Genomic DNA, 12,678 nt, shown 5'->3' on the forward strand with positions numbered 1-12,678 from the left:
CTACTGCAATACGAAGTTAGTGAAGAGCAGCTGTTCAATCACAGTCTTGCCGAGTTCTTTCTGTGCCACTTCCTGAATGCTCGCGGTCGCTTTCTGACGCAGCATTTCCTGGCCGATCGGCGAGGCCAGCGACTCAAAGGGTATAGCAGCAAACAGCATGACCAGTTTGTTGCGGATCAGCGGCATATGCGCCTTCAGCGCTTCCATATCGGCGGCATTGCGCGCCAGCATGGTGATACTGACCTGCATATAGCGCTGGCGACCATTGGAGTTGAAGTTGACCACGAAGGCCGGGGTCATGGGTTCGAACACCGCCACTGGCTTGACGTTAGCTGCGGCAGCGGCAGCAGCCGGGTCTGGTGTGCTTTCGCTCTTGTGCATGAGGAACCAGGTCGCGCCCACCGACAAACCTACCGCCAGCAGCAACGCCACAACGGCGAGGATGATGAGCTTGAGTTTGCCTTTGGTTGCCGGGTCTTTAACTTCTTCGCTCTTCGCCATGCCAATAATCCGTCACTATTCAAGAGGTTCTTCAATACGTGACAGAGGCAGAGCAAGTGTTATGCCAGAGTTGTACGAGATGGAGATGTATTGGACACAACCGGTTACGCGGCTGGGCGCGGAGGGATGGTAATGCTTGTGTCAGTGCCGAATCAGCCCGACCCGGGAGCTGATGACTATCGTCCCCACGCTCCGCGTAGGAATGCCGTTCGTGACGCTCTGCGTCACACAGCGGTCCTGCGAGATCAGGTGGATTGGCGTTCGGCCCAGATTCTCGTTCCCACGCTCCGCGTGGTAATGCCTTTCGTGACGCTCCGCGTCACACAGCGGTTCTGCTATGTCAGTTATGTTTGTGTCCGGCTCAGGTTACCTTTTCGCCCCTCGGCGACCTACTTTGATGGGGCCAAAGTAGGCAAATCCCCTCGCTCCTGTTTCCGGCCCGACTTCGTCGGGTTCCTTCGCCCTGTCACTGATCCGGGGGTCGCCGCAACGGGCCATCCATGGCCCGGTGCGGCTAGCCTGGCGTCCTGCCAGGCTACCCCCGGATCAGCGCCAGGACTCAGCCGTCACTAAGGTCGCAATTTGCGTCGTCTGTACCATCGGGATCGAAAATCATTTCTGCCTTAACAACTAGCAGACAAGGCATGACTTCGCGTCGCGGCTGCCATGTGAGGCAAGGAGCATCACGCGTAATAATCGATCTCGCTGCTGCCGATCACGCGCGCAGCCGGCTGGCTGACCGGAACAGCGGCATCGAAGCCTGCAATCTCATCCGAAGTGTCGCCTGAGCTCACGCCATTGCCACGACCGTTGCGCTGGGCACGGCTGGCCTGCTCTTGAGCCTGTTGCTGGGCCTGCTGTTGCGACTGGTCGGAAACGTTGACGTCGACGTTGCCAAGCCCCTGCTGAACGAACGACTCACGCAACCTCGACATCTGGCTTTCCAGTGCGTCACGCACGCCCATATGGGCGCTCATGAACGTTACCTGGGTCTGCTGCTCAGGTGCCATGTTGATGCGAATGTCCAGACGTCCGAGTTCGGCGGGCTCCAGCTTGATATCGGCGGTTTTGAGGTTCTGGCTCGACAGGTACATGACGCGGTCGACAATGCCTTCGGTCCAGCCGCTTTGGTGCATGGCCAACGGCTGATTCATCAACGGCGCTGCGGCAGGTGCTGCCGCAACACGGGCCGGTTGCGCGGCCTGACTCAGCGCAGCGAGGCGATCGGCAAAGTTGTCGACGCGCGTGTCGCCCGCGGCGCTTTTGACATCCTTCAGTCCTTCGCCGATCAAGCCGCTGAACGACTTGTCACTGCTTTCCGTGCTGCTCTCTTCCGAGGGAAGCTGCTCGCTCAGGGCCGACAGGTTATTGACGAGATTCTGGTTTGGATCGGCCTCTGCGTTGGTCGGCGTTGCTTTGTTGGCAGCATGGGTATTCTGCGCAGCCAGCTGCGTTTTGGCGTTGGCATTCTCCAGCGCCAATTGCACTGCATCCAGACCATCAAGCGGATCGGCGTCCGGATTGAATGCTTCTTCAGTCGCTGCGGGCGGAGCAGCCTGAGTGACCGTGAGCACGGTAGCTACGGGCGCAGCCGTGACGTCAGGGCTTTGTGGTCTGGCGACCGGCAACGCAGGCGCTTGAGCAGCCATCGCCTGCAACGCCGGGTCAAGCACCGGATCGACAATCGCCAGCCCTTCAGTCAATGCAGAGTCGGCAGATGCCTGTGCATCATCCTGCTTTGAACCGGCACTGGCAGCATCATCCTCAGCGGCAGTCGATCGGGTTGGCAAATCATTGCCGCTATCGGCAACACTCGACGTGTCAGCGGCATTGGCCTGATCACTGGCAGGCTTGTCCTTGCCGGCGGCAACCTTGTCCTTGTCAGGCGCAGCCTTGTCGCGAGCCGGCTTGACCGGCGCATCATCACGCGACGGAACGGCATCCTTCGCCTGTTTGGCATAGACATTGGAAAAGCTGGAGGCCCCGTCTTTGCTGCTGTCAGCAGACTTGACCGCATTATTGGCCGTACCGGACCTTGAGGTCGCAGTGCTTGTGGCCTGAAGAAGCGCATTGGTAGCGAGGGGCATTTCGGTCTCCGCATAAGCTGCTGGTTATCGCCTTACCAGAACACTGAGCAATATGCGGGCCAACCTTCCACAACCACTTCAAAGGTTGCCGAATAAAGGAAGATCGGGGATCTGGAAATCAGTGATCAGCTGACAAACAACTGCCGCTCAGCGTTAAACAAACCGCGAATAGTCATGTATTCGCTGTCGATTTTACCGATCAACTCTGTCAGACCTGTGAACAACTGCTGACGGGACTGCTCTTCCAACTGACGACACAACTCGGAAAGTTGCAAGGCACCCATATTGGCGCTGCTGCCCTTGAAACTGTGCGCGGTGAGGCTCAATTCCTGAAAGTCAGGATGGCTGACTTGAACAGCAAGACGCAGTTGCGCGATACGCTGCTCGGAATCCTTGAGGAACACATCCAGCAAGGTCGGATATTCGTCCTCCATGACTTCCTGCAAGGCATTCAGCACGCTGTAATCCAGATGAATCGACACTTGTTCACTCCTTGATCAAGACTCCAGGGGGGATTATGCCACTCCCTCCCAGGAAAATTCCACGCAGGCCGTCCTGCCATCCGCTGACCATCGAGCCTCACGACTCAATTCACACACCAGGCGGAGCCCGCGACCATACAGCTCATTGCCCGCAGGTATCTGCATCCGGACTTTTTCAATATCAAATCCCTGACCACTGTCCTCCACGCTGAGGGTCAGCCGACCACCCGCTGCGACCGGCTCGACCCGCACAGTCACGCGGATAAACCCGGTCTGAAGCATGCCAAGCCGCTCGGCGCGCTGCTGATAATACAGGGCGAAACCTGCTGCATCATGCTTTAGCGCCGAATCCAGCCCTAGGGTTTGTCTGAAAAGTCGCCTTGGTTAAAATGATGTCCTCTGGTTGCCAAGAGGGCCATCATGACTGACCGTTATGAAATTTCATCTGATCGTTGGGCGATCATTGAAGCCATTGTTTCCCCTCCTCAACGCATGGGGCGGCCAAGACGCGATGATCGTCAGATGCTTAATGGGATCTTCTGGATTTTGTGCTCTGGTGCCAAATGGCGGGATCTTCCAGAACGTTTCGGGCCTTGGAAGACCGTTTACCAGCGCTTCAGGCAATGGCGTGATAACGGCACGTTCGAGCAGGTTCTGCGCCACCTTCATCTTCGTTTGCGAGAAGACGGTTTCATCGATCTGGACACCTGGATGGTTGATTCCACGTCAATCCGGGCCACCCGAGCAGCCAACGGCGCTGGAAAAAAATCGTTTGCGAGAAGACGGTTTCATCGATCTGGACACCTGGATGGTTGATTCCACGTCAATCCGGGCCACCCGAGCAGCCAACGGCGCTGGAAAAAAAGGGCCCCGCAGGAACCGCCACACCACTGCCTCGGCCGAAGCCGGGGCGGGCTAACTACCAAAATACACCTCGCCTGCGACAGTCATGGCTTCCCGCTGGCCATCATGCTGTCGCCTGGCGAACAAGCTGACTCGTGTTACTTCAAGCCGTTGCTGGATCAGATCAGCCTTCCTGGCAGCAAGGGTCGCCCACGCAAGCGTTGCCGTTATGTGCTTGCCGACAAGGGATATGACAGCCAAATCTTGCGTCAGTACTGCGATCGCTACGGCATGCAGCCGGTGATTCCTCTGCGCAAGATGCATCGCAAGCCTCGACCTGGCCTGCCTCGGCTGTTTGACGGGCCTCAGTACAAAAAACGCAACGTTATTGAGCGGTTGTTCAGCTGGCTCAAGGAAAAACGTCGGATCTGCACGCGTTACGCCAAGCTGGCAAGTAGCTTTAAAGCGATGGTCACACTGGCTTGCATCGAAAGATGCTTGCGGGCTGACTTTTCAGACAAACCCTAACGCAAGCCTCGACCTGGCCTGCCTCGGCTGTTTGACGGGCCTCAGTACAAAAAACGCAACGTTATTGAGCTGTTGTTCAGCTGGCTCAAGGAAAAACGTCGGATCTGCACGCGTTACGACAAGCTGGCAAGTAGCTTTAAAGCGATGGTCACACTGGCTTGCATCGAAAGATGCTTGCGGGCTGACTTTTCAGACAAACCCTANACGCAACGTTATTGAGCGGTTGTTCAGCTGGCTCAAGGAAAAACGTCGGATCTGCACGCGTTACGACAAGCTGGCAAGTAGCTTTAAAGCGATGGTCACACTGGCTTGCATCGAAAGATGCTTGCGGGCTGACTTTTCAGACAAACCCTAATCATCTATTGCGATCAAGGATAGGATGCTCGCCACTTCATCGCTAAGTGGCGATTTTCTTTAAGGAGCTACGTTATGAATTTATTGCACCTCGATTCCAGCATCCTCGGCGATCATTCCGCTTCGCGTCAGTTGACCCATGAGGTCGTTCAGGCCTATCAGCGCTCGCATGCCGACAGCCAGGTAACCTACCGCGACCTCGCCAGCGAAGCCCTCGGGCATTTCTCTGCTGCCAGTCTTGCCGCAGCGGGTACCCCTGTAGAAGCCCGAGATGCGTCCCAGCAACAGGAAGTCGACACTAATGAAGCCACCTTGCAGCAGTTTCTTGCCGCCGACGTGCTGGTGATCGGTGCGCCGATGTACAACTTCACTATCCCGTCCCAGTTAAAACCCTGGTTTGACCGGATCATGGTTGCCGGCCGCACGTTCCGTTATTCCGAAACCGGCCCTGAAGGCCTGTGTGGCGGCAAGAAGGTTATTATCGTTTCCACTTCCGGTGGCCTGCACGTCGGGCAGCCAACCGGCGCTGGCCACGAAGAACTGCTCAAGGCGCTGTTCGCCTTCATCGGTATCACCGACCTGCAATTTGTTCGTGCGCACGGCCTGGCCTATGGTGAAGAGCCGCGTGCCAACGCCATGACAGCCGCGCAGCAACATATCTAGAGCGAGCTGTTCGCCGCCTGAGTAGGTGATGGTCTGAACAAGACTCCACAACTTGCGCGAGCAACGTGCGCCGGGTTGTGGAGTTTTTTTGTGCGCCGCATAAATGCACGCAGTTTTGAGCGTACTCAACCTTGACAGCTTCCTTACAGGTAAGCGGGCTATTCAAGGACTAAACTGCATCTTCGCGGCACTGTGTTTGCGGTTTTGTGGTGTTTTTCACGATTGCTGAAAAGAGCGGGCGGTTTATGGCCCGGCTTGTGCACTATTTCTGTTTTACACACTCTCATCTGGGTGAGAGCGGCGCGCTGGAGCACGATGCTCGACACAAGCGCTGAATGGACTATCCGGGCGAGCCTCAGGATTTGCAAAGGTTGGGCCTTTCGATGGTACGTCTTTGTGCAGTGATGCTGGTTTGCTTGCTCGACAGCCTGATTGCGGTTCACGCTCAGGCCGATGACGCCTGGAGCGCGGGCTATCACGAGCTGAGTTTCCCCGACCCGCTGGATTCACAGCCGGTGCAGGCCATCGCTTTTTACCCGTCGACCGCCAGTGAGCAGTGGAGCACCCTGCACGGCTATCGCGTCGAGGCCGGCGAAAATGCGCCGATTGCAATGGGCCGGTTCCCGTTGCTGCTGCTGTCTCATGGCAATACCGGTACACCGCTGGCGTTGCATGACCTGGCCACATCATTGGCGCGCCAGGGGTTTGTGGTGGTTGCTGTGGTTCATCCTGGCGACAATGATCGTGATCACAGTCGGTTGGGCAGCCTGAGTAACCTGTATGGTCGCCCGCTGCAGATCTCTGAAGCGATCAGCACGGCCTTGCTCGACCCTATGCTTGCCCCTTATCTCAATGCTCGTCAGGTGGGCGTGATCGGCTATTCGGCGGGTGGCGAAACTGCGCTTATTCTTGCGGGCGCGCAGCCTGATCTACAGCGCCTGCGCCAGTATTGCCTCGAACGCCCCACAGACCGTGACGCCTGCAAGACTCAAGGGGAGCTGGTCGCTGACCGCGATGACCTGCATGCCCAGGCTGACCCCAGGGTCGGTGCGCTGATGTTGATGGCCCCGTTGAGCCTGATGTTCGGCCGTCACACGCTGGGCGATGTGCATGTACCGGTGCTGATGTATGCCGGGGATGACGACCAGTTGCTGGCCATCGACCGCAACGCCGACGCGCTGGCGCGCAAACTGCCGCAGGCACCGGATTATAAGTTGTTGGCGGGGGCAGGGCACTTTGTCTTTATGGCACCGTGCAGTGACGAACAGCGTTCGAGCGCACCGTTACTGTGCAATGACCCTGACGGAGTGGACCGCGAAGACATTCACCGCAACCTGAGCGCAGAAGCTGTGCGCTTCTTCAGCACGGCGCTCAATTCTGCCGACTCTGACCATTCAGGTATGCAGACAGCGCATCACGAATAAGCGCTTTTCAGGCGTTCAGCGAACTCAGAAAGTCGCCAAACCCGCCTCTTGCTTTTGAGTCCAGGCGGGTACTGGTCGTGACCCGCGGGCGGCAGCTCCAGGCGATCCGCGCGCCGATCAGCTCCAGCTGGCGAACCAGATGCACGTCTTCGTGGCAGGCCAGTGCCGGAAACCCGCCTGCACTGATATAGGCAATTGAGCTGACACCCAGGTTGGCACCATGAATGTGCCGATGGCCGTCCCGGTGCTGGTAATGCTTGAGGTAAGCCGCCTGCGCAGCCGCGGAGATATCCTTGTTCCAATCGCCGGGCATGACGGTCCCGCATACCGCATCGGCATCCAGTGCCAGTTGCTCGGCAAGCCAGTCATTCGCCACGGTGCTGTCGCCATCGGTGCAGGCCAGCCAGCGCGCACCTCGGTCGAGGAGAAAAGCTGCTCCTTCGGCGCGTGCCTGTCCGACGTTGCGGGCCGAGACCTCAAGGACCATCACCCCGTGCGCTCGCGCGATGTCTGCCGAGCTGTCGGTGCAACTGTCTAGAACCACCAGCACCTCTACTCGCTCACCCTTGAGATCCGGGTGTTCAGCCGCCTGCTTTATCGTTTCGAGGCACAAATCGAGTAGCTGCTCTTCATTGTGCACCGGGATCAGAATGCCGATCATCGGAGAGTTCCTGTTCTGCTACGGAGGTTCCATCACGACTCCACAGGTCCAGCAGGAAATCCTGTTCGTGATGACTGAAAAGACGGTGCATGGCCAAGCGTTCGGCAAGGATGTCGTGTACAGCCTGTGCGTTCAGCGGGCAGCCCTCGATATCAGGGCGCCAGTGACAGGCGAGCAACTGACCATCGGGTGAAAGCGAGGATAGAATGCAGTCGATCAGGCGGTGCAGGTCATCGACGTCTAGGTAGTAACCCAGCTCGCTGAAGACGATCAGATCAAATTGTCCCTGCGGCCACTGCTGTGGCAAACGGGCCTGCAGCACGCGCACATGGGGCAGGCCTGCCAGACGCTTGCGTGCCAGTTCTACCGCCAGGTTTGACGTGTCGCAGCACACCAGTGCGTCACAGCGCCCGGCAAGGTCGGCACTGAGTTCGCCATTGGCACAGCCAGGCTCGAATACCGAGCGATAGTGTTCACGGGGCAGCGCGGCCAGTGTCAGCGCACGCTTGCGCCGCTCATACCAGCGTTGCTTGAACGCCCACGGGTCATCGTTGTTGCGAAACAGCTCATCGAAATAGCCGTCTTCGACGCTCATACAAACACCAGTTCAAACGGTTGCAGCAGTCTTTCCAGAACAACGGCTGGCAGAACGGGCGCAAGACCGATGGCCGGGTCACCCTGCAATTGGCTGACGAACGCCTGAGCGGCATTACGTTTACGAGCAAGGGTCGCCGGGTCCAGCAGCAACTTGCGTGCGCGGTCCCATGGCAGACGCTCATCTTCAGGGTCAGCCCAGTGCCAGGCCCAGATCGGTACTTCGCAAAGCTGCGCTCCGGTAGACGCACAGGCTCTTGCACTGGCGCGGCCAACGGCTTCGTGGTCGCCATGACCATCTTCTGCCCAGGTGGCGAACACCACGTCGGCAGGGCCCAGATGACGTTCAAGAAACTCTGTCAGCTGATCTTCGGATTCGGCCAAAGTCCCATCCTGCAAGCCGCAGCGCAGCCACTCAAGACGCTCGAGGGGAATATCGAGACGATTCAAGGCTTCGGCGCTTTCCTGGGGCCGGATTGCAGAAAGTCGCTCGACAGGCCAGAGCGTGGAGCCCGGATGGCTGGCAGTGCCGTCAGTGACCGAGATCAACAACAGATTGCGTTCCAGCTGCGCCAACTGGCTCATCAAACCGCCGCATGCCAGTACTTCATCGTCCGGATGCGGGGCGATGATGACCGCCCTGCAATTGTTCGGCACCAGCAGGTCTGCAGTAATCGCAGGTACGCTGCGCAGTTTGCCGGAGGCGTTCCAGGCAGCCAGAGGCGTGCCCTGGCCAGACTCGTCGTCGCTGACTAGAAAGCCTTTGCTCATGATAGATACGCTCTCATAGTGACCACGTGCGTACAGCTGGCAGCCGTTTACCCGTCAATTGACCCAGTGCAGCAAGGTCTTGCTCGGCATGACTCTGGCGCAGAAAAACCGGCAGGTCGGTGATCAGTCGAGCGAAGTGCGGGTCCTTGCAGTAAGGACCCGCACCTACCGCGCGGCCCACGTGCTGAATGACCAGTTCCGCAGCGTGCTCCACGTAGGCACGACAGCGTCTGGCGAGCACCTCGGCATTTTCAGCCGTGGCCTGATCCAGATGCGCAGCGGCGGCACGCAGTACATCGATTGCGGCGTGCAACGCGACATCTACAGCACCCAGGTGCGCAAGAGCGTGTTGCTCTTCGTGTTTGCCGACCTGTGCCAGCAAGCGTTGGGCGATCGCCCGGGAGGCACCATACCAACACGCCGCGATGCCGATGCCGCCTTGCCAGAAGCCAGGCCGTTCCAGGTAGCCGCCCGGCGCTCCAATCGCTTGCCCGGTAGCGTGCTCGAACACGACTTCGACGCTGCCGGTGGCGCCCATGCCAACTGCGCGCCAGCCATCACTGGTCATATGCACGCCGGGCTGGTCGAGTTGCACCGCCACCAGTTGCTGGCGATGTTCTTCATCCCATGTGGTGATCAATGCATGGCTCAAGGCAGTAGCACCGGAACACCACGCTTTTCGGCCATTCAGACGAAGTGAATCGCCAGTGCCGCTGATATTCACCCGTGCCTGCGGCGGCTCTGCCGCCCACATGCCCCAGGTGCTGAATTGTTCGGGGGGCGGGGCACCCAGTTCCGCCATGATCGCCAAGGCGTCGGTATGCCCCTCGTACAACTTGCACAACCCCAGGTCATGGCCTGCAATGCAGGCCAGCGCCCGCCAGCGCTCAAGTGTCTGACCGCTGGCAGGCAGGGGGAGCTGATCAAGACCTTCGTTGACCAATGCCTGCAAGCACTCGCCCAGCGCACGCGTATCGGCATAACCGTGCTTGCGCCAGTCGAGAAACTCACTCAAGGCATCAATCATTGCTGGTCTTCGCGCTTCAGTTCGAACAGCAGCAGCGAGCGCGGCGTGACGGTATATTGCGAACCGAACGCAAAGTGCTCCTTGCTGCGTGCATCATCCTGATTGGTGTCGATCAGGCACTCATAATGGGTGCCTTCAGGCACTTCCGGCAGGGTGAAGTTGACCCCGTCGTGGTGCGCGTTGACGACCAGCAGCAGCGTAGCGTCGGCACCTGGACGACGGATACCGGTTTCCTGTGCACGGCCATCCATCAACATGCCCAGGCAACGGCCATTGGCATCGTGCCATTGCTCGACACTCATCTCGTTGCCATCCGGAGCGAGCCAGGTTACGTCCTTGACGCCGATTTCTTCGTTGTAATCGCCCACCAGGAAGCGACTGCGGCGCAGAATCGGGTAGGTCTGACGCAGCTTGATCACGCGGGTCACGAACTTGAGCAATGCTGCGCCGTCCTCGTCCAGATCCCAGTTGATCCAGCCAATTTCGCTGTCCTGACAGTAGGCATTGTTATTGCCGTGCTGGGTACGGGCGAACTCGTCACCGGCGACGATCATCGGCGTACCTTGCGCCAGCAGCAAAGTAGCGAAGAAGTTACGCATTTGACGCAGACGCAGGGTGTTGATTTCCGCGTCTTCGGTCGGGCCTTCGACGCCGTGGTTCCAGGACAGGTTGTTGTTGCTGCCGTCCTGGTTGTTTTCGTCGTTGGCTTCGTTGTGCTTGTCGTTGTACGACACCAGGTCGTGCAGCGTGAAACCATCGTGCGCGGTGATGAAGTTCACCGACGCCTGTGGACGCCGACCGCGCTGGTTGAACATGTTGCCGGAGGCGGTCATGCGTGCCGCGAAGTCTGCCAATTGGCCTTCGTCGCCTTTCCAGAAGGCACGTACGGTGTCACGAAACTTGTCGTTCCACTCCATCCAGCCTGGCGGGAAACCGCCGACCTGATAGCCACCTGGGCCACAGTCCCATGGCTCGGCGACCAGTTTGACCTGACGCAGCACCGGGTCCTGACGGCAGGCGACCAGGAAGCTGTGACGTTCGTCGAAACCATCGTGGTAGCGACCCAGAATGGTTGCCAGGTCGAAGCGGAACCCGTCGACATGCATTTCCGAAGCCCAGTAACGCAGGGAGTCAGTGACCATCTGCAGTACACACGGGTGGCTCAGGTCGAGGGTGTTGCCGGTGCCTGAGTCATTGATGTAATAACGCTTGTCGTCCGGCATCAGCCTGTAATAGGAGGCGTTGTCGATACCGCGCATGGACAGGGTAGGGCCAAGCTCGTTGCCTTCGGCCGTGTGGTTGTAAACCACATCAAGAATGACCTCCAGCCCGGCATGATGCAGGTGCGCAACCATTTCCTTGAACTCGGCAATCTTGCCACTCGCCAGATAACGCGGGTCTGGCGCAAAGAACGCAATACTGTTGTAGCCCCAGTAGTTGGTCATTCCTTTTTGCAGCAGATGCTGATCGTTGACGAAGGCGTGTATCGGCAGCAGCTCGACGGAGGTCACACCCAGCTTGCGGATGTGGTCGACAACGGGGGCTGATCCCAGACCGGCAAACGTGCCGCGCAGCTCTTCGGCAACTTCCGGGTGGCGCATGGTGATGCCGCGCACGTGGGTTTCATAGAAAATGGTCTTGTCCCAAGGCGTACCGACGCGCTGATCGCGGCCCCAGGTGTAAGCCTCGTCGATCACCTTGCTCTTCGGTACAAAGGGCGCGCTGTCACGTTCATCGAAGCTCAGGTCGCCGTCAGGATGACCAATGGTGTAACCGAACAATGCTTCAGACCACTTCAATTCGCCGACCAGTTGCTTGGCATACGGGTCGATCAACAGTTTGTTGTGGTTGAAGCGATGACCGTTTTTAGGGTCATAAGGGCCGTAGACGCGATAGCCATAGATCAGGCCCGGGTGCGCATCGGGCAGGTAGCCGTGATACGTCTCATCGGTGTATTCCGGAAGTTCGATGCGTTCCAGTTCGATTTCACCGGTCGAGTCAAACAGACACAACTCTACTTTGGTGGCGTTGGCCGAAAACAGGGCAAAGTTGACACCCAGGCCGTCCCAGCTAGCGCCGAGAGGAAAGGGAAGTCCTTCACGAATGCGAGACGGGGTGCTGCCTGGATTGTCTTGCGGGGCTGAATTATCTTCTGCCGTTGTAGTGGAATTCGTATTCATGATGACTTCCTGACGTCGAATGATTTTCTGAGCGGCCAAGGCCGCTATCGAAGCCACGAAGGCTTCAATATTGACGATAAAGTATGGGGGTGTAGCAGGCCTCATCTCCGATCAGAGTGCGACCTGCAACAATGGACTGGCGCCCGGCCAGAAGAGTTTCAAGAATTCGACGGTTTGCGTGGCTTCTTGGCAGCAGGCTTGGCTGGGGCATCAGTTGGCGCAGCGGTAGCCGGCTTGGCTTTGGGAGCAGGCTTGGGAGCCGCCTTGGCCGCTGGCTTTGGCTTGGCTTCAGCTGCGGGCTTGGCCGCTGGCTTTGCTGCTGGTGCTGACTTCGCCACAGGCTTGGCCGCGCCCTTGGCAGGCGCCTTGGCGCTGTCTACTTCAGGTTCAGGCAGCTTGGGCTTGCTCGACTTGCGCACGCTGGACTTGTCAGGTGCCAGGGCTTCTGCTTCTGCAAGCTTGCGCGCCATCTCCCAGTGACGCTCGTCGTGTCCGGAGGGCTTACCCTCGGACTCCCAGATTTGGTAAGCAAAATCGCGAATTCTTTTTTCGTCGGCACTCAT

General features: G+C 58.5%; 13 protein-coding genes and 2 pseudogenes. 5 read left to right on the forward strand and 10 right to left on the reverse strand.

Going from position 1 to position 12,678, the window contains the following annotated elements:
• The 4 genes and pseudogenes from fliL to AO277_RS10015 form a co-directional block, all read right to left on the reverse strand.
• On the reverse strand, positions 1–501 hold the full coding sequence (fliL, locus tag AO277_RS09995; protein ID WP_044319126.1) for a flagellar basal body-associated protein FliL: 501 nt from the start codon (positions 499–501) through the stop codon (positions 1–3).
• Positions 502–1,184: 683 nt separating this feature from the next.
• Positions 1,185–2,588, reverse strand: coding sequence for a flagellar hook-length control protein FliK (locus tag AO277_RS10005; protein WP_044319127.1), 1,404 nt, complete (start codon positions 2,586–2,588; stop codon positions 1,185–1,187).
• Positions 2,589–2,713: 125 nt separating this feature from the next.
• Positions 2,714–3,070, reverse strand: coding sequence for an Hpt domain-containing protein (locus tag AO277_RS10010; RefSeq protein WP_005731569.1), 357 nt, complete (start codon positions 3,068–3,070; stop codon positions 2,714–2,716).
• Positions 3,071–3,103: 33 nt separating this feature from the next.
• Positions 3,104–3,430, reverse strand: a pseudogene (locus AO277_RS10015) (fused response regulator/phosphatase); the annotation flags it as partial.
• Positions 3,431–3,490: 60 nt separating this feature from the next.
• On the opposite strand from AO277_RS10015, the pseudogene AO277_RS10020 reads away from it, so the two are divergent.
• The 5 genes and pseudogenes from AO277_RS10020 (at position 3,491) to AO277_RS10040 (ending at position 6,882) form a co-directional block, all read left to right on the forward strand.
• Positions 3,491–4,441 (forward strand): annotated as a pseudogene (locus AO277_RS10020) (IS5 family transposase).
• 27 nt (positions 4,442–4,468) lie between these two features.
• Positions 4,469–4,660, forward strand: coding sequence for a transposase (locus AO277_RS28470; protein WP_371411878.1), 192 nt, complete (start codon positions 4,469–4,471; stop codon positions 4,658–4,660).
• Positions 4,623–4,796, forward strand: a complete 174-nt coding sequence (locus tag AO277_RS28475; RefSeq protein ID WP_099258960.1) for a transposase — start codon at positions 4,623–4,625, stop codon at positions 4,794–4,796. Before AO277_RS28470 ends, AO277_RS28475 begins: the two co-directional genes overlap by 38 nt.
• Positions 4,797–4,870: 74 nt before the next feature.
• The gene (locus tag AO277_RS10035) at positions 4,871–5,458 is read left to right on the forward strand and encodes an FMN-dependent NADH-azoreductase (protein WP_044317412.1); all 588 of its coding nucleotides are present in this window, start codon (positions 4,871–4,873) and stop codon (positions 5,456–5,458) included.
• Between the two features lie 383 nt (positions 5,459–5,841).
• The gene (locus AO277_RS10040; protein ID WP_044317418.1) at positions 5,842–6,882 is read left to right on the forward strand and encodes an alpha/beta hydrolase family protein; all 1,041 of its coding nucleotides are present in this window, start codon (positions 5,842–5,844) and stop codon (positions 6,880–6,882) included.
• A gap of 7 nt (positions 6,883–6,889) precedes the next feature.
• Here AO277_RS10040 and AO277_RS10045 read toward each other — a convergent pair whose 3' ends face one another.
• The 6 genes from AO277_RS10045 to AO277_RS10070 form a co-directional block, all read right to left on the reverse strand.
• Positions 6,890–7,543: a glycosyltransferase family 2 protein gene (locus AO277_RS10045; protein ID WP_002553273.1), complete on the reverse strand. Its 654-nt coding sequence runs from the start codon at positions 7,541–7,543 to the stop codon at positions 6,890–6,892.
• Positions 7,512–8,138, reverse strand: a complete 627-nt coding sequence (locus tag AO277_RS10050) for an SAM-dependent methyltransferase (RefSeq protein WP_044317411.1) — start codon at positions 8,136–8,138, stop codon at positions 7,512–7,514. Before AO277_RS10050 ends, AO277_RS10045 begins: the two co-directional genes overlap by 32 nt.
• Positions 8,135–8,908, reverse strand: coding sequence for a PIG-L deacetylase family protein (locus AO277_RS10055; protein ID WP_044317410.1), 774 nt, complete (start codon positions 8,906–8,908; stop codon positions 8,135–8,137). Before AO277_RS10055 ends, AO277_RS10050 begins: the two co-directional genes overlap by 4 nt.
• A 13-nt stretch (positions 8,909–8,921) precedes the next feature.
• Positions 8,922–9,935 (reverse strand): acyl-CoA dehydrogenase family protein, encoded by a 1,014-nt coding sequence (locus tag AO277_RS10060; RefSeq protein ID WP_044317409.1) that lies wholly within the window; start codon positions 9,933–9,935, stop codon positions 8,922–8,924.
• The gene (gene glgX / locus AO277_RS10065; RefSeq protein ID WP_044317417.1) at positions 9,932–12,115 is read right to left on the reverse strand and encodes a glycogen debranching protein GlgX; all 2,184 of its coding nucleotides are present in this window, start codon (positions 12,113–12,115) and stop codon (positions 9,932–9,934) included. Before glgX ends, AO277_RS10060 begins: the two co-directional genes overlap by 4 nt.
• Before the next feature lie 158 nt (positions 12,116–12,273).
• Positions 12,274–12,678 (reverse strand): DUF2934 domain-containing protein, encoded by a 405-nt coding sequence (locus tag AO277_RS10070; RefSeq protein ID WP_044317408.1) that lies wholly within the window; start codon positions 12,676–12,678, stop codon positions 12,274–12,276.

This window comes from Pseudomonas amygdali (assembly GCF_002699855.1).
Lineage (GTDB): Bacteria > Pseudomonadota > Gammaproteobacteria > Pseudomonadales > Pseudomonadaceae > Aquipseudomonas > Aquipseudomonas amygdali.